Annotated in this window: 17 protein-coding genes; 7 read left to right on the top strand and 10 right to left on the bottom strand. The window is 59.6% G+C overall.

Features of this window, described 5'->3' with window-relative positions:
- The first annotated feature begins 243 nt into the window (after positions 1 to 243).
- Positions 244 to 1,152, top strand: a complete 909-nt coding sequence (locus tag JZX88_RS15500; protein WP_110758106.1) for a GGDEF domain-containing protein — start codon at positions 244 to 246, stop codon at positions 1,150 to 1,152.
- On the opposite strand, the gene JZX88_RS15495 is transcribed toward JZX88_RS15500, so the two are convergent.
- Both JZX88_RS15495 and JZX88_RS15490 read right to left on the bottom strand, forming a co-directional pair.
- On the bottom strand, positions 1,149 to 1,784 hold the full coding sequence (locus tag JZX88_RS15495; protein WP_065117368.1) for an aminotransferase class IV family protein: 636 nt from the start codon (positions 1,782 to 1,784) through the stop codon (positions 1,149 to 1,151). The two genes, JZX88_RS15500 and JZX88_RS15495, sit on opposite strands and share 4 nt — an antisense overlap.
- Positions 1,785 to 1,883: 99 nt before the next feature.
- Positions 1,884 to 3,734, bottom strand: a complete 1,851-nt coding sequence (locus JZX88_RS15490) for a M3 family oligoendopeptidase (RefSeq protein ID WP_206914082.1) — start codon at positions 3,732 to 3,734, stop codon at positions 1,884 to 1,886.
- 169 nt (positions 3,735 to 3,903) lie between these two features.
- On the opposite strand from JZX88_RS15490, the gene JZX88_RS15485 reads away from it, so the two are divergent.
- Positions 3,904 to 5,448, top strand: a complete 1,545-nt coding sequence (locus JZX88_RS15485) for a sigma-54 dependent transcriptional regulator (RefSeq protein ID WP_065117370.1) — start codon at positions 3,904 to 3,906, stop codon at positions 5,446 to 5,448.
- 176 nt (positions 5,449 to 5,624) lie between these two features.
- Entirely contained in the window at positions 5,625 to 7,520 is a 1,896-nt protein-coding gene (locus tag JZX88_RS15480; RefSeq protein WP_206914081.1) for a DUF882 domain-containing protein, read from the top strand.
- A gap of 84 nt (positions 7,521 to 7,604) precedes the next feature.
- On the opposite strand, the gene pyk is transcribed toward JZX88_RS15480, so the two are convergent.
- Positions 7,605 to 9,044 (bottom strand): pyruvate kinase, encoded by a 1,440-nt coding sequence (gene pyk / locus JZX88_RS15475; RefSeq protein ID WP_065117372.1) that lies wholly within the window; start codon positions 9,042 to 9,044, stop codon positions 7,605 to 7,607.
- On the bottom strand, positions 9,044 to 9,430 hold the full coding sequence (locus tag JZX88_RS15470; RefSeq protein ID WP_371741149.1) for a DUF1036 domain-containing protein: 387 nt from the start codon (positions 9,428 to 9,430) through the stop codon (positions 9,044 to 9,046). Before JZX88_RS15470 ends, pyk begins: the two co-directional genes overlap by 1 nt.
- Before the next feature lie 291 nt (positions 9,431 to 9,721).
- Here JZX88_RS15470 and JZX88_RS15465 point away from each other — a divergent pair, with 291 nt between their 5' ends.
- From JZX88_RS15465 to JZX88_RS15455, 3 genes are all read left to right on the top strand, one after another.
- On the top strand, positions 9,722 to 10,510 hold the full coding sequence (locus tag JZX88_RS15465) for an N-formylglutamate amidohydrolase (RefSeq protein ID WP_142856306.1): 789 nt from the start codon (positions 9,722 to 9,724) through the stop codon (positions 10,508 to 10,510).
- 15 nt (positions 10,511 to 10,525) lie between these two features.
- Positions 10,526 to 10,831 carry a DUF1244 domain-containing protein gene (locus JZX88_RS15460; protein ID WP_206914080.1) on the top strand — a complete coding sequence of 102 codons (306 nt, stop codon included), beginning with the start codon at positions 10,526 to 10,528 and terminating at the stop codon, positions 10,829 to 10,831.
- 149 nt (positions 10,832 to 10,980) lie between these two features.
- Positions 10,981 to 11,238, top strand: coding sequence for a DUF2312 domain-containing protein (locus JZX88_RS15455; RefSeq protein ID WP_006314683.1), 258 nt, complete (start codon positions 10,981 to 10,983; stop codon positions 11,236 to 11,238).
- Positions 11,239 to 11,305: 67 nt separating this feature from the next.
- Here the strand turns inward: JZX88_RS15455 and JZX88_RS15450 are convergent, their stop codons facing one another.
- From JZX88_RS15450 to JZX88_RS15430, 5 genes are all read right to left on the bottom strand, one after another.
- The gene (locus JZX88_RS15450; protein WP_206914079.1) at positions 11,306 to 11,926 is read right to left on the bottom strand and encodes a tetratricopeptide repeat protein; all 621 of its coding nucleotides are present in this window, start codon (positions 11,924 to 11,926) and stop codon (positions 11,306 to 11,308) included.
- 101 nt (positions 11,927 to 12,027) lie between these two features.
- Positions 12,028 to 12,153: a type B 50S ribosomal protein L36 gene (gene ykgO / locus JZX88_RS15445; RefSeq protein WP_003497670.1), complete on the bottom strand. Its 126-nt coding sequence runs from the start codon at positions 12,151 to 12,153 to the stop codon at positions 12,028 to 12,030.
- A gap of 139 nt (positions 12,154 to 12,292) precedes the next feature.
- Complete coding sequence (locus JZX88_RS15440) at positions 12,293 to 13,378, bottom strand: 5-(carboxyamino)imidazole ribonucleotide synthase (RefSeq protein WP_206914078.1); 1,086 nt, start codon at positions 13,376 to 13,378, stop codon at positions 12,293 to 12,295.
- Positions 13,378 to 13,845 (bottom strand): 5-(carboxyamino)imidazole ribonucleotide mutase, encoded by a 468-nt coding sequence (gene purE / locus JZX88_RS15435; RefSeq protein ID WP_046800035.1) that lies wholly within the window; start codon positions 13,843 to 13,845, stop codon positions 13,378 to 13,380. Before purE ends, JZX88_RS15440 begins: the two co-directional genes overlap by 1 nt.
- A gap of 47 nt (positions 13,846 to 13,892) precedes the next feature.
- Complete coding sequence (locus tag JZX88_RS15430; protein ID WP_003497661.1) at positions 13,893 to 14,096, bottom strand: YdcH family protein; 204 nt, start codon at positions 14,094 to 14,096, stop codon at positions 13,893 to 13,895.
- A 235-nt stretch (positions 14,097 to 14,331) separates the two neighbouring features.
- Here JZX88_RS15430 and JZX88_RS15425 point away from each other — a divergent pair, with 235 nt between their 5' ends.
- Entirely contained in the window at positions 14,332 to 14,508 is a 177-nt protein-coding gene (locus JZX88_RS15425; protein WP_065117378.1) for a YdcH family protein, read from the top strand.
- A 108-nt stretch (positions 14,509 to 14,616) separates the two neighbouring features.
- Here the strand turns inward: JZX88_RS15425 and JZX88_RS15420 are convergent, their stop codons facing one another.
- Positions 14,617 to 15,381 carry a sulfite exporter TauE/SafE family protein gene (locus tag JZX88_RS15420; RefSeq protein ID WP_110758096.1) on the bottom strand — a complete coding sequence of 255 codons (765 nt, stop codon included), beginning with the start codon at positions 15,379 to 15,381 and terminating at the stop codon, positions 14,617 to 14,619.
- Positions 15,382 to 15,474 lie beyond the last annotated feature (93 nt).

Genomic DNA, 15,474 nt, shown 5'->3' with positions numbered 1-15,474 from the left:
TTTTCAGCCAATAAGTAAGCTAGATCATAAAAGCGAGCGACAATAAAGGGCAGCTGGATGACGGACATATGACGGTGGCGGCCGCCGGACCGAAGCAAGCATCGTTTTCGCCCCTTCCGGCTCTTCGCATTTTAGATAGTGCGTTTATAATTGAACTCTTCTTTTCGTGTATGTGTCCAAGGCTGGGGGGCTTGGCCGGATAACGACAGGGTATTTTTCGCCATTACAGGAGAGTTGCCTGTTGTGAACAGTCTTATCGAGCGTGTCGCAGCGCTTCAGAGTGCTACCCCCGTTTTGATCGCCCTTTATGATTCCGAAGACCGGTTGCGGCATGCCAACCCATCGTTTCGGGAGAGCTTCCAGCTTGCCCCGCAGGAGTTTCCGACCTGGGCGGATATCATGCGGTTGAATCATCGCCTGCAAACGGGTGTTGTCGTCAGGAACAGGGATTTCGAGGGCTGGCTCCTGTCGGCCCAGTCCCGGCGCGGCAAGCTGCCCTATCGCGCCTTCGAGATGGACATGTATGACGGCCGCTGGTTCTGGATGACGGAGACGGTGCAGCAGGATGGCTGGATGCTGTGCGTCGCAAGTGACGTAACCGAGTTGCGTCAGGGCTACCGCACCCTGCGGCAGGACAGGGATCTGGCGGTGCGCGCCTCGCAGACCGACGAATTGACGGGAACGGCAAACCGCCGCTTCGTCTTCGCCAAGCTGGCGCTGCAGGTGGAACGGGTCGGAAAGGGGCTTGAAGCACCTTTTTGCCTCTGCACGCTCGATATCGATTTTTTCAAGCAGATCAACGATCGTTTCGGTCACAAATGCGGCGACGCGGTGCTGCGCGATTTCGTCGGCATTGCCCATTCCGTCATTCGGCGGGTGGATTGTTTCGGCAGGATCGGCGGTGAGGAATTCATGCTCGTCCTGCCGCGCAGCACGGTGGCCGAAGGCCGGGAAATCGTCGAGCGGTTGCTGCAGAAAGTCCGCCTTTCCCGCCCCCTCGCCGAATTTCCGGATTTCTCCTACAGCTGCTCGGCTGGCATGACGGCCTATCGGCTGGCGGAAAGCGCCGACGATGTTTTCATGCGGGCCGATCAGGCCCTTTATGCGGCCAAGGAAAAAGGCCGTGACCGGCTTCTGGCCGTAACGGTTTAAATCAGCTCCGCCGCAATCAGCCCATGCAGCGAATTGCCGACGAACAGCCGCCGCCCGGCGATGTCCCCAGGTTTCAGTGCCTGTCCGCGGGCCTTGCGTTCACGGATCAGGTCGGCGCGCAGCACTCCTGGCAGAATGCCGCTGTCGAGCGGTGGCGTCAGCAACTGCCCGTCCGGCATTTCGACAAAAATGCTGGTCGATGATCCCTCGCACAATTCGCCGCGTTCGTTGAGCAGGAGAACCTCATCCGCGTCTTCGGCTGAAAACTCGGCGCGGGCGGCCTCATAGGGCTCCCGGCGGGAGGATTTGTGGCGATAGAAAGTGTCGGCGGAATCGAGCGTGGTTTGTTTCGCAATGCGGACGCGCCAGACGGTGTCTTCCTGCAGGGGCCGGAACTCGGCCGTTTCGATATCGAGTTCGCCCTTGTAGTTCATCACCAGCTTCACGCAGAGCGGTTTTTCGCCGCCCACCTTCTTTTCCAGCGCCTGAACCGCATTGGCCGGGGCACGGAAACCGAGCGCGTCGGCCGACCGCAGCAATCGGCGAATGTGCTGGTCGATGCGCTGAAAGCCCGTTTGCGGCTCCCAGCGCAGGGTTTCCCTCAAGGTCAGATCGGCGGGTTTGCGTTTCATTGCCTGTGCTCGTCGCCTGTCATCATGGTCGGTTTCTGCGCCGGCATCATCAACCGGCAAAGCTTGTCCGAAATAGGATAGCCTTGCCGGCTGGCGAGGTTAAGCCTGTTTATTATCCAGCGCTTCAAGCTCGTCGATCAGTCCTTCGATCATCGAAAGCCCCTTGTCCCAGAAGGAGGGGTCGGTGGCATCAAGGCCGAAGGGCTTCAGAAGCTCGGAATGATGCTTGGTGCCGCCGGCCTTCAGAAGTTCGAAATATTTCTCCTGAAAGCCCGTCTCGGCCTTCTGGTAAACGGCGTAAAGCGAGTTCACCAGGCAATCGCCGAAGGCATAGGCATAAACGTAGAAGGGCGAATGGATGAAATGGGGGATGTATGTCCACCATGTCTCGTAGCCTTCGGAAATGCGGATCGCCGGGCCGAGGCTTTCGGCCTGCACGGAAAGCCACAATTCGCCGATCTGCTCGGAGGTCAGTTCCCCCTGCTTGCGGGCGGTGTGCAGCTTGCGCTCGAATTCGTAAAAGGCGATCTGGCGCACGACGGTATTGATCATGTCCTCGACCTTGCGGGCGAGCATGGCCTTGCGCTCCCTGACGTCCTTGGTGTCGTCGAGCAGCTTGCGGAAGGTCAGCATTTCACCGAAGACCGAGGCGGTTTCGGCAAGTGTCAGCGGCGTGGCGCACATCAATGCGCCCTGCTGGCCGGCCAGCACCTGATGCACGCCATGGCCAAGCTCATGGGCAAGCGTCATGACGTCGCGCGGTTTGCCGAGATAGTTGACGAGCACGTAAGGATGGGCCGAAGGCACGGTGGGATGGGCGAATGCGCCCGGCGCCTTGCCGGGACGGGCGGGGGCGTCGATCCATTCCTCATCGAAGAAACGGCGGGCGATATCGGCCATTTCGGGGGCGAAATTGCCATAGGCGGAAAGCACCGTATCCCTGGCCTCATCCCATGGGATGATCGTGTTCGTCGTGTCGGGAAGCGGCGCGTTGCGGTCCCAGTAATTCATCTGCTCCATGCCGAGCCATCTGGCCTTCATGGCGTAATAACGGTGGGAAAGACGCGGATAGGCCTTCTTTACGGCGGCGGCCAATGCATCGACCACCTCGCGCTCGACGCGGTTGGCCAGATGGCGGCTGTCGGCAATATCCTCGAACTTGCGCCAGCGGTCGGAAATATCCTTGTCCTTGGCAAGCGTGTTGGTGATGAGGGTGAAGACCCGTAGATTATCCTTGAAGGTGGCGCTCAGCGCTTCCGCCGCTTTCTTTCGGGTCTCTGGCTCCGGCTCCTGCAGCATGTTGAGCGTCACTTCCAGCGGAAGGCTCGCGCCGTCGATGTTGAAACGCAGATCGGCCATCGTTTCGTCGAACAGGCGGTTGAAAGCGGCAGCACTGGTCATCGATTTTTCGAGGAACAGCTGCTCCAGCTGGTCGTCCAGCTGATGCGGCTTGTCCTTGCGCAGATCCACGAGCCATGGCCGGTAGTGTCCTGCAGCGGCGTCGTTTTCCATGCAGGCGTCCATCGTCGCATCATCGATGCGGTTGAGTTCAAGCGTGAAGAACAGGAGATGCGCGGAGATATCCGTCAGCTTTGCCTGTGCATCTCCGTAGAGCTTGCCGTTCGCCGGGTTCGATGTATCGGAAAAATAGGTCAGTCCGGCAAAGGAACCGATACGACCGATAAGATCGTCCAGTGCCTCATATTCCTTCAGCGCCGCGCCAATGCCTTTTTCGCCCGTGGCTTTTGCCGCGGCCTCAAGCTTGCCCTTCCACTTGTTTTCGAAAGCCGCAGCCATGGCCGCCGCCTTCTCAAGATCACCCTTGTATTCCGGTGAATCGCCCGATGGATAGAGATCCGAGAGCTTCCAGCCCGGCAGATCGCCGAGCGCGGGGCCGGAGGTTTCGGCAAGGGAGAACAGGGGCTGCGGGGTGAGGCGATTGAGGGTCATCGAACGTGTCCTTCTGATTATGCTTGCGAAGCATATGGGGCCTTTGTTTCCCGTAGCAATGGATAAAATGCAAGCAAATCTCAAAACTGGATGTTCAAGTCTCCCGTGCCAGAGTGCGGTACAAGGGACCGCATGACGCAGGTCCATAAACCGGAAACCGGAGCCAAAAATGACCGCGCATGTTCTCGTGATAGACGACGATCCCGTCCAGCGCCGCCTGCTCAAAAATGCGGTGGAACGTTATGGGCATCTGGCCTTGCTTGCCGAAAACGGCAAGGCGGGGCTGGAATTGCTCAAGCAATATAGCGGCGAGATCAATGTCATCGTCCTCGACCTCATGATGCCGGAGATGGATGGCCTTACCTTCTTGAAGGCCGTCGGCGAACTTGGCACCGATGTTCCCGTCATCGTCCAGACCGGGCAGGGCGGCATCGATACCGTCGTGCAGGCCATGCGCGCCGGCGCTTTCGATTTTGTCGTCAAGCCGGTCTCGCCGGAAAGGATAGGCGCCGCCATTTCCAATGCCCTCAAACTCGACAGGAGAGAGGCAAAGGCCCGCACGGGCAGACGTGGACGGAGCAATGCAGTGAATTTTACCGATATCGTGTCCGCAAGCCCCGCAATGCTGAGGGTCATAGAACTGGCGCAGCGCGCCGCCCAGTCCAGCATTCCCGTGGTGCTGGAAGGCGAGTCCGGTGTTGGCAAGGAAATGGTCGCCCGGGCTATCCAGTCCGCTGGCGACAGGGCGAACAAACCGTTCATCACCGTCAATTGCGGCGCCATCCCGCATAATCTGGTGGAGAGCATCCTCTTCGGCCATGAAAAGGGCGCGTTTACGGGAGCTACGGAAAAACACATCGGCAAGTTCATGGAAGCGGATGGCGGTACGCTGTTCCTCGATGAAATCGGCGATCTGCCGCTGGATGTGCAGGTCAAGCTGCTGCGCGCGGTTCAGCAGGGTGAAATCGAAACCGTCGGCTCGGCACGGGTGCAGAAGGTCAATGTCCGGCTGATCTCCGCCACCAACAAGAACCTGATCGAAGAGGTGAAGGAAGGGCGCTTCCGCGAAGACCTTTATTACCGCCTCAACGTTTTCCCGATCACCATTCCGGCGCTGCGTCGCCGCAAGGAAGATATTCCGCATCTCGCAAGGGTTTTTGCCGAGCGTTTTTCCGCCGAGCAGAAACTGCCCAATCCGGTCGGTCTTGATGCCAGCGCGCTGGCGCTTCTGACGGCCTATGACTGGCCGGGCAATATTCGTCAGCTTGAAAACGCGGTCTTCCGTGCCGTTGTGCTGTCGCAGGGCGAGGAACTGGCGGATACCGATTTTCCGCAGATCGCGTTGCAGCTGCCGGAATTTGCGGCGATGGACGATGCGGGTGATTCCATCCGCTCTCCGTCCGGGTCGTCGCTGAAGCTGGCCGCCTATTCACCGCCGCCACCGCCTGCCGAAAGCCACGCCGCCGTGGAAGAGCCAACGGATGTTTCCACCACCATCTATCGGGGCGGAAACCTGATCTCGAGCATGGACGAAGCGGGCAATATTCGAAAGCTGGCCGAGATCGAGGAGGAGCTTATCCGCTTCGCACTGCGTTTTTATCGCGGGCAGATGAGTCAGGTTGCGAGGAAGCTCGGCATCGGCCGTTCGACGCTTTATCGAAAACTGAAGGATTACGGCATCGATCCCGACGATCCCCTTCGAGATGCCGCGTGACGTCGCAAATGGCGTATTCCCCGGCAGATCGTGAGATTCGTTAACTTCTGAGCAAGGATATCCGCTTACCGTCTATAAACCTCTTGTTAGTGGCTGATTCACTATGTAGAGGAAGGTTGCATGTGTGTGGCAATTTTGCCATCGTGTCACCGTATTTGACGTTCATTTGAGGCAATGTGACAGAAATTGTCTTCCAGGCGGGGATCGAATTGCCATATCTGCATCGGAATAACGCGCTTTCGGCAAAGATTGCGCGCGGCTTGATCAAGGATATATGCACGAAGCTGTCGGCACGCGCTGTCACCTTTGCCTGCCTGATGCTCGCCGCAATGCCTTTCGCAGGCATTTCGGCGACGGAAGCCGCCGCCGAAACACGCAGCCTCAAACTGTATTATATCCATACACGCGAGAAGGCGGTCATCACCTTCAAGCGCAATGGAAAATATGACCAGAAAGGTCTGCAGGAACTGAACCGGTTCCTGCGCGACTGGCGCCGCAATCAGCCGACACGCATGGACCCGCGCCTTTTCGATCTCGTCTGGGAAGTTTATCGTCGCAGCGGTGCGACTGATTATATCAACGTCGTTTCCGCCTTCCGTTCGCCGGAGACCAATGGTCTGCTGCGTTCGCGCACCAAGGGCGTCGCGGAAAAAAGCCAGCATATGCTTGGCAAGGCGATGGATTTTTACATACCCGGCGTGAAGCTTTCCCGCCTGCGCGAAATCGGCATGCAGATGCAGATCGGTGGTGTCGGCTTTTATCCCAGCTCCGGTTCTCCCTTCGTGCACATGGATGTTGGCGGCGTTCGTGCCTGGCCGCGCATGAGCCGTCAGGAACTGGTGCGTATCTTCCCGAACGGCAACACGCTGCATCTTCCTTCCGACGGCAAGCCGCTTCCGGGTTACGAGCAGGCTCTGGCCGATTACAAGAAGCGCGTCAGCTCCTCTTCCATTCAGGTTGCTTCCAGCGCCGGTGCCGGTCCTGCCTCCTCCGGTGGTGGCGGCAAGCGCAAGACATTGCTGCAGGCGCTGTTTGGCGGCGGAGGCGACGAGGATGAAGATCCCGATAGCATCGCAGCGCCGGCGCCGGCAGAACGCCCGGCCGTCGCCCGTCCGGCCGCTCCCGAGCCGGAACCAACAATTGCTGTTGCTTCAGCGCAATCTCTTCCCGGCGTGAACGATGCGCCGCTGCCGACGGCTCGTCCCGCTTTCGGCAACCAGCCGCCGGCCAATACCGGCCTTGCGACCGCACTTTATTCTCCTGCCCGCAATGCAGCGCAGGACGCGTTGCAGGCAGCGACGACGCCGACACCGGCTTCCGCTCCGGCCGAGCGCCAGCAATTTGCTGATCTGGCCGAGGTCTCCGTGCCGGTGCCGACGCTTCTCGGGCCGCGTGGCATGAGAGGGGATGCGGAAGGATCGATACTGACGGCTTCCGCCGATGGTGCGACACCGGCGGCGACAGGTGAACTTGCCTCCGTTCCGGTTCCCGCCAATCGGCCGGCCGTGGCGGAAGCCCTGCTCGCGGCTGCCAATGCCGATCCGGAAGGCGAAGACGATCTCGCCGAGGCCCAGCAGGATACGCTTTCTCCGACGGTGGTTGCGGCTCTTGAACAGAGTGGTCAGGCTGCGCGTTCGCAGGTCCAGTCCGCAGCGATGCCGACGGCCGCGCCGTTCCCGGCTGCCGTCAACCACAAGGTCACGGTTGCGCCTGCTCAAACCGCCAAGGCGGAGCCGCAGGAAGGTTTCGGTGATGCCTTCGATCTGAAGCCTGCCATCAATGGTGGTCTCACTGCCGGTCTGCCGACCAAGGGTGGACGACCGAGCAAGCAGGATGCGGCAGTTTCCCATCAGGCGATGGTCGGCGGTGGCCGTCTGACGCAGGACCTGATCTCGGATTGGGCGCTCAACCAGAACAAGGGTACGACCGGCCGCTCGGTAAAGGCGCCGCGTGTTGTCGCCAACCGTATGCTCAGCCACGACATGTCGGCTTCGGCGACCTCCGCAAGCTTCAAGCCCGGTGCGGCGGCAATCGAGTCCAGCCGCTTCAGTACACCTGTGAAGATGCACTGATCCCTGCCTTTGCTATGAGGCCGAATGGCCAATAAAAAACCCGCCGTTGCCGGCGGGTTTTTTATGCGTGGAGGTGGGCGCTTATCAGACGCCGCTCTGGCCGTCCGAGCCGATATAGGCGATACGCACCATATTGGTCGCGCCGGGCGTGCCGAGTGGTACACCGGCCGAGATGATGATGCGGTCGCCCGGCTTGCCGAAACCTTCGGAAACGACGATGCGACAAGCGCGGTTCACCATGTCGTCGAGGTCGCTGGCATCACCCGTGACAACGCAGTGCAGGCCCCAGACAACCGACAGGCGGCGCGCAGTCTGGATGATCGGCGACAGCGCGATGATCGGAACCTGCGGCCGTTCGCGCGCGGCGCGCAGACCGGTCGTGCCCGAGGACGTATAGGTGACGATTGCCGCAAGCTTCAGCGTTTCGGCGATCTGGCGGGCGGCAAGCGAAATGGCGTCGGCACCTGTCGGTTCAGGCTGGGCGCGCTGCGCATAGATGATATTGGAATAATAGGGGTCCTGCTCCACCGTGCTGGCAATGGATGCCATGGTGGAAACCGCTTCCACCGGGTAGTCGCCGGAGGCGGATTCAGCAGAGAGCATGATGGCGTCAGCGCCTTCGAAGACGGCGGTGGCGACGTCGGAGACTTCGGCGCGGGTCGGCACGGGAGCGGTGATCATCGATTCCAGCATCTGCGTGGCGACCACGACCGGCTTGCCAGCGCGGCGGCAGGCGCGCGTCAGCTGCTTCTGGATGCCCGGAACGGCTTCAAGCGGCATTTCGACGCCGAGATCGCCGCGGGCGACCATCAGCGCGTCGGAAAGTTCGATGATTTCCTCGATGCGCTCGACAGCCTGTGGCTTTTCGATCTTGGACATCAGGCCGACGCGGCCGCGCGCGATCTTGCGTACTTCGGCAAGGTCTTCAGGACGCTGGACGAAGGAAAGCGCGACCCAGTCCACCTCGTTGGTGGCGAGAACGGCGTCGAGGTCGACGCGGTCCTTGTCGGTCAAAACGCCGACGCCAAGCAGCGTATCGGGCAGGCTGATGCCCTTGCGGTCGGAAATGCGGGTGCCGGAAATGACGGTGGTGACGATGCTCTTGCCGTCGCTCTTTTCGGCGCGCAGGTGCAGCTTGCCATCGTCGATCAGCAGGCGGTGGCCGGGTTTTACCGCCTCGAGGATTTCAGGATGCGGCAGGAAAACGCGGGTGTTGTCGCCGGGCGTGTCGTTGTTATCAAGCGTGAAGGTCTGGCCCGGAACGAGCTCGACCTTGCCTTCGGCGAATTTTCCGACGCGCAGCTTGGGACCCTGCAGGTCGGCCAGAATGCCGATGGGGCGGCCGTTGCGGCTCTCGACCGAGCGGATGCGCTGAATGAGCGTCCGCATCACGTCGTGGCTCGCATGGCTCATATTGATCCGGAAAAGATCCGCGCCGGCGAGATGCAGCTTCTCGATCATCGCCTCTTCGGAAGAGGCGGGGCCGAGAGTTGCAAGAATTTTGACTTTGCGGTTACGCTTCATCAGTTTTGATTTCCCTGTGTGCCTGGCGTATCGGAAAGCTGGACCATCCAGCTGCCCTGTCTGCCCGTGTCATATTCCTTGAAACCCATTCTCTGGAAGCTGCGGGCATAACAATCATCCACGCCGGCGATCTTGAACTCGTTTTCCGCCACACACATGTTGACGTCACCGGTCCAGCGGCCGCCATGGGCGGCGTCCTCGGCATAAAGATAATAATAACGCGACTGCAGCTCACCCTCGATCAGCGTAGCGCATGTCGAGGAGGGGACCTGCCACCAGCCTTCGCTGACCCAGCCCTCCTGTGCCCGGTAGCCGATTGCGACCCCCACGAGATTCTGCGTGCTGTTGCAGACGCGAAAATCCGCACGCGCGGGCTCCGCGATCATGAACGGGGTCAAAAACAATGCCGCTGCGGAAAAAAGACGGGCAAGATGCCGAAAATGGCGAGGAAGAGCGAGAGATGACTGAGTCACGGCTTCCATCCGGATTCCATGGTTATAATGAACACACTTCTTGGCGTGGCCGCCCAAGAAAGTCAACGCGATTTTAATCGATTATATTGTTCGTGGGATCATGAGTGCGGTAAGGTAGATGGCTGTTCTTTCGCCGAAACTTGCGCCCGGCCTCAAGCCATGCCATCAAGCTTTTCTCCTCAATCCTGCCCCAGAAAATCATCGATGAACGACTTCATACCCTATGAAATCATAGAAGGCGAATATGACAAAGGCATGGTTCTTCTGGCCGACCATGCGATGAACCTTCTGCCGGCACACTACGGCAAACTTGGCCTTCCGCAAACCGCTTTTCATCGCCATATCGCATTTGATATCGGCATAGAAGGGCTGACGCGGTCGCTTGCCGCCCGTCTCGGCGTGCCGGCGGTGCTTGGACGGTTTTCGCGGCTGTTGATCGATCCGAATCGCGGCGAGGACGATCCGACCCTCATCATGAAGATTTCGGACGGGGCGATCATCCCCGGCAATCACCCGATTTCGGACGAGGAATGGCAAAGGCGCATCGAGATTTTTCACCGGCCCTACCACGATGCCGTGGACCGCGTGCTGACCGGTGTTGCTGAAGCTTCGGAAGAAGCGCCGCTGGTTCTGTCGCTGCATTCCTACACGCCGTTCTGGAAAGAAACGCCGCGGCCCTGGCATGCGGCGGTTCTCTGGGACACGGATAATCGTGCTGTCGATCCGCTTCTGGCGCATCTGCGCGCCACGGGCGACATTCTCGTTGGCGACAACGAACCCTATGACGGGGCGCTCAAGGGCGACACCATGTACCGTCACTGCATGATGAAGGGCATACCGCATGCGCTTCTTGAAGTTCGGCAGGATCTGATCGCGAATGAAGAGGGGATCGCTGAATGGTCGGACCGGCTCGCTCCCATTTTCGCCGCAATGAACGACGATCCCGTCTTGCATGAATATCAGCTGTTCGCCTCCCGCACCGGCCCCTATTGAGCCTGGAGTTTTGCCATGACGAATGAGAACGATAATCGGCAGGTCGAATTCGAGGCGGCGACATTTCGCCGTCTCGTGAAGCACCTTCGTGAACGCCACGACGTGCAGAACATCGACCTGATGAATCTCGCCGGCTTTTGCCGCAACTGCCTTTCCAACTGGTACCGGGAAGCGGCCGAGGAGGCCGGCGTTCCGCTCAGCAAGGATGAATCCCGGGAAATCGTCTATGGCATGCCCTATGACGACTGGAAGGAAAAGTATCAGGCGGAAGCGAGCGACGCCCAGAAAGCCGCCTTTGAGCAGAACCGGCCAAGTGAATAACCCCTGATCGACGGAAACGACTTGACGTGAGGCCCGGCAATGGGCAGTTCACAGGCCTGAATTTGTGCCGCCCGGCTGGCGGCGACCGGCGGGAGCTTCCAGCCGGATGGAGTGAACAAGGCTCAGATGAGCCGCCAATGAAGGATGATATGATGGACGAAACCAGCACCACAGAAACCGTTGCCGCCGCCGAGCTGCGTCAGTTCATCGAGCGCGTCGAGCGTCTCGAGGAAGAAAAGGCCGCCATCCAGGGCGATATCAAGGATGTCATGGGTGAGGCGAAGGGCCGTGGTTACGATACCAAGGCGATCCGCACCATCATCCGTTTGCGCAAGAAGGATGCCAATGAGCGCATCGAGGAAGAAACCATCCTTCAGACCTATATGGCCGCACTCGGCATGGAATGATCGGCTGACGATCCCCTAATGACAAATCGCCGCTTTTGCGGCGATTTTTGTTTGATCCCTGCAAAAATCAGCCGCGCGTGCCTGCCAGCTTCTCGGAAAGGTCGATGGCCTGTTTGCGGGCGTCCTTGTCGGCCGGGTAGAGCGCCAGATAACGCTCCCATGCCTTCAGCGCCAGCTCGTCGCGACCGGAAGCCTCGAGGATATTGGCAAGGCTGGCGAGCGCCGGGAAATAGCGCGGCTCCTTCTCCAGCGTCAGATTGATGTCCGCCATTGCCTTGCGGGTGTCGCCATCGGAAAAATGCACCATGGCGCGGCGATAAGGTGCCTGCACATAGTCCGGATCGAGCAGAATGACCTGATCGAGAAAATCATAAGCCGCGGCATTGCGTTTCTCGTCTGCGGCTTCGCCGGCCCATTGCATCAGGAGATTGATCGTTGCGCTGCCGGAATCGTTCCATTCGGAGGCGATCTGGTTGGCGATGCTGCGCGCCTTGACCGCGTTCCGTTCTTTCTTCAGCGATGTGAAGAGGGTGTCGACGGTTTTTGCCGGGGAAGACGTCGATTCGGTCGCAGCAGGAGGCTGCCCGTCCGCAGCATGACCAATAGCGGTCATTCCCGGAAGCGGGAGGCCTGAAAACAGGAAAGCCTGAGCGACGATGATAGCCGTGCAAAAACGATTTGGGCGCATGGGTTAAAGATTAACCCTCCTGCGCCCAATATCAAATGCAAAGTTTTGCTCTGTCAACAAAGTGATCCGCGACCTGGATCGCGAACCGCAGTCGCAGTCAATCAGCCCTGACGAGCCTTGAAGCGCGGGTTCTGCTTGTTGATGATGTAGACGCGGCCCTTGCGGCGAACCAGGCGGTTATCGCGATGACGGGCCTTAAGCGCTTTAAGCGAATTCTTGATCTTCATTTTACTGGTCCGCAGTTTTGCACGGTTTCTGCCGTGCTTATTCAAACAATCAAAAGCGCGCAACGGGGCGCGCTCTTTTCGGTTGGCAGGCAGATACCCGTTTGAGCCCTGCCTGTCAACACTTGCCGGTGTCTTTGCCTTAAAAGACTGAGGCTTTTCCTGTGTGAAGAAGCTCTGTCACATGGCCCATCTTGCGGCCCGGCCGCGCTTCGGTCTTGCCGTAGAGATGCACGAGACAGTCTTTTTTCGAAAGCCACGCCGGCACATCGTTGATGTCATCGCCGATGAGGTTGGTCATGATGCAATCGGAGTGGCGCTCCGTGCCGCCGGGAGCAAGGCCGGATACGGCGCGAATATGCTGCTCGAATTGCGAGATAACGCAGGCGGCCTCTGTCCAGTGGCCGGTATTGTGGACACGCGGCGCCATTTCATTGGCCACCAGCGAGCCGTCAGGCAGGACGAAGAATTCGATGCCGATGACGCCGACATAATTGAGCGCTGCCAGAAGCTTTTCCGCTGACTGAACGGCAACCGCCTTTGCCGCGTCGGAAAGAGCGGCCGGAACGGTCGATGTGTGCAGAATGCCGTTCCGATGGACATTTTCCGCCGGATCGTAGCAGGTGACGGCGCCGTCCCGGAAGCGGGCGGCGATGATCGAAATTTCCCGCTCGAAGGCGACGAAGCTTTCGAGAATGAGCGGCACGCCACCCAGGGCGCCGAAGGCGCCGGCGAGGTCTTCGCCGCCCCGGAACAGGCGCTGGCCCTTGCCGTCATAGCCCATGCGGCGTGTTTTCAGCACACCCTTGCCGCCAAAGGCGGCCAGGGCCGATTCCAGCTCTTCCTGGCTGTCCACGGCGCGAAAATCGGCGGTGGGAATGCCACAGCCATTAAGGAAGCGCTTTTCGGTCAGTCGGTCCTGCGAGGCACTGAGCGCCTGTGGCGGCGGATAGACGGGAACGGAAGCGGCGAGCGCCTCGGCTGCTGCGACAGGTACGTTCTCGAACTCGTAGGTGACGACGTCACAAAGGCGGGCAAGCTCCGCAAGAGCGCGTTCATCGTCATAATCCGCGACGATCTGGTTGTTGCAAACCTGCGCGGCAGGACAATCGGCCTGCGGTTCCAGCACGATGGTGCGGTGGTTGAGGCGGGCTGCGGCCATCGCCAGCATACGGCCAAGCTGACCACCGCCGATGATGCCGATGGTCAGGTCATTCATCTTCGTCATCACTGGGCGCTGTCCATCGGATATTCGGCGACGGCTGCCGACTGGCGCGCGCGCCATGCATCCAGCCGGTCGGCCAGATCGTCATCGCCAAGCGCCAGAACCGCGGCCGCCAGCAGGGCGGCATTGATCGCGCCGGCCTTGCCGATGGCGAGCGTGCCGACGGGAATGCCGGCGGGCATCTGCACGATGGAATAAAGGCTGTCCTGGCCGGACATCGTCTTGGACTGTACCGGAACACCGAAGACCGGCAGCGGCGTCATGGCGGCAGTCATGCCCGGCAGATGGGCGGCGCCGCCGGCACCGGCGATGATGACCTTGAAACCTTCGTCCTTCGCGCCATTGGCGAAATCATAAAGCCTGTCGGGCGTGCGGTGGGCGGAGATGATACGGGCTTCGTATTCCACATCAAGCGCATCCAGCGTATCGGCGGCGTTCTTCATGGTTTCCCAATCGGACTGGCTGCCCATGATGATGGCGACGGGGGGTGTTTCTGCTGTCACTTGGCTTCTCCGGCTCAGGCGATGATATCGGGAATGACCTGGTCTTCGAGCTGGGTCATCTTGTCCTTGACGGCCAGCTTCTTCTTTTTCATGCGCTGTATTCTCAAGGCATCGCAGCTGGTCTGGATCATCGCATTGATCGCAGCGTCGTAGTCCTCATGCTCCTGACGCAGCCGCGCCAGCGTGAGCCTGATGTCCGCCTGGTCCTGATCGGGCATCTTGTCATCCCCATTTTATGCCAGCCGGATGGCCTCCGGCGCGTATGTCATCTTTCACGAGCCTCTATCATCAAATCGCGGTAACGGGAAGTTATCCCTTGCGACCAAATTGCCCACTTATCGCCTTCATTTCGCCTTCGACAATATCACCAATCCATGTCACATTGTCGTCGCAAACCTGAAACTCCAGCGATGGAGAGCTGGAGGTAGGTTTAAAAAAGGAAGGACGTGCCGCATGACCATTCAGGCTCATATTGCATCGCTCGAAAAGAAACACGGCGCTCTGGAGGAGGAGCTCGAAAGTATTCTTGCTTCCCCGTCTTCGGACGATACGGCGATTGCCGACCTTAAACGTCGTAAACTGCGCCTGAAGGATGAGTTGCAGAGGCTTAGGGCCTCCACGAGGCATTGAACAATGCCAGGCCGCGGCCTTCGATGAGATGAAGGACTGATGGCTGGATTTCTTTCGGCCCTGGCAGCACCCGCAGTGCAGCCGGGGCTTTTTAATGGCCGCGAAAGGCTAGAATGGCAGCCCGTCCCACAGCAGTTTCAGCGCGGCGACAAACGCCATGGCATACATGAGCGGATAAAACACGGCCGGCTTCAGATATTTCACCACCCTTGCGCCCGCAAGCGTCGCCAGCATCGCCACGGGCAACAGGCTGGCCGATGTCTTGAGGTTGGTGGCGTCGAGCGCGCCCAGCGCAAAATAAGGGATGAGCTTGATTGCGTTCATGATGGCGAAGAAGCGCACGCTCATGCCGGTATAGGTTTTGGGATCGAGTTTCAGCGGCAGGACGTAGATCTGGAAGGGCGGGCCGCCCGCATGGGCCACGAAGCTCGCGTAACCCGACAGGCTGGACCAGAGTGTTGCGGCCACCGGTCGCTGCGGTCTGGCCGGGATTTCCTGCCCTTTCCGGCTTTTGAAGCTCTCGTGGAAATAGCGCAGCACGAACAGGATCGTTACCGAGGCGACGACCAGACGCATGGCGTCCGCGGAGATGAGGCTGGAAGTTGCCCAGCCCAGCGCAATGCCGGCAATTGCGCCCGGCAGCATGATGAGCAGCGTTTGCCGATGATTGTGGTGCCGCCACGCCCAGAGTGCCACAAGATCCATGACGATCAGGATCGGCAGGAAGATCGCGGCGGCCTGAACCGGCGAGACTGCGAGCGCCATCAGCGGCACGCCCATCAATGCCAGCGCACCGCCCAGCCCGCCCTTTGAGAGGCCGACGAGCACGACTGCGGGAATGGCGACGAGGAAAAAATGAAAATCGGTCAGCATGGATGGATGGTTGATCCTTTCGCCGGTCCGGTTTATCGGATTTATCATATCAAAACGAGTGCAGATCGCGCCGGAAGTGTCTTCTGCCTGAAA

Origin of the sequence: Agrobacterium sp. OT33 (assembly GCF_017313365.1) — a bacterium.
Lineage (GTDB): Bacteria > Pseudomonadota > Alphaproteobacteria > Rhizobiales > Rhizobiaceae > Agrobacterium > Agrobacterium rhizogenes_A.
The sequence above is the reverse complement of the archived record's forward strand: the minus strand, read 5'-3'. Positions and strand labels throughout refer to the sequence as shown.

Coding starts and splice junctions, on each gene's coding strand:
- JZX88_RS15495 (WP_065117368.1), bottom strand. CDS start 1,784: ATGAAACGCAAACCCGCCGATCTGACCTTGAGGGAAACCCTGCGCTGG.
- JZX88_RS15490 (WP_206914082.1), bottom strand. CDS start 3,734: ATGACCCTCAATCGCCTCACCCCGCAGCCCCTGTTCTCCCTTGCCGAA.
- JZX88_RS15485 (WP_065117370.1), top strand. CDS start 3,904: ATGACCGCGCATGTTCTCGTGATAGACGACGATCCCGTCCAGCGCCGC.
- pyk (WP_065117372.1), bottom strand. CDS start 9,044: ATGAAGCGTAACCGCAAAGTCAAAATTCTTGCAACTCTCGGCCCCGCC.
- JZX88_RS15470 (WP_371741149.1), bottom strand. CDS start 9,430: ATGATCGCGGAGCCCGCGCGTGCGGATTTTCGCGTCTGCAACAGCACG.
- JZX88_RS15465 (WP_142856306.1), top strand. CDS start 9,722: ATGAACGACTTCATACCCTATGAAATCATAGAAGGCGAATATGACAAA.
- JZX88_RS15460 (WP_206914080.1), top strand. CDS start 10,526: ATGACGAATGAGAACGATAATCGGCAGGTCGAATTCGAGGCGGCGACA.
- JZX88_RS15455 (WP_006314683.1), top strand. CDS start 10,981: ATGATGGACGAAACCAGCACCACAGAAACCGTTGCCGCCGCCGAGCTG.
- JZX88_RS15450 (WP_206914079.1), bottom strand. CDS start 11,926: ATGCGCCCAAATCGTTTTTGCACGGCTATCATCGTCGCTCAGGCTTTC.
- ykgO (WP_003497670.1), bottom strand. CDS start 12,153: ATGAAGATCAAGAATTCGCTTAAAGCGCTTAAGGCCCGTCATCGCGAT.
- JZX88_RS15440 (WP_206914078.1), bottom strand. CDS start 13,378: ATGACGAAGATGAATGACCTGACCATCGGCATCATCGGCGGTGGTCAG.
- purE (WP_046800035.1), bottom strand. CDS start 13,845: ATGGGCAGCCAGTCCGATTGGGAAACCATGAAGAACGCCGCCGATACG.
- JZX88_RS15430 (WP_003497661.1), bottom strand. CDS start 14,096: ATGCCCGATCAGGACCAGGCGGACATCAGGCTCACGCTGGCGCGGCTG.
- JZX88_RS15425 (WP_065117378.1), top strand. CDS start 14,332: ATGACCATTCAGGCTCATATTGCATCGCTCGAAAAGAAACACGGCGCT.
- JZX88_RS15420 (WP_110758096.1), bottom strand. CDS start 15,381: ATGCTGACCGATTTTCATTTTTTCCTCGTCGCCATTCCCGCAGTCGTG.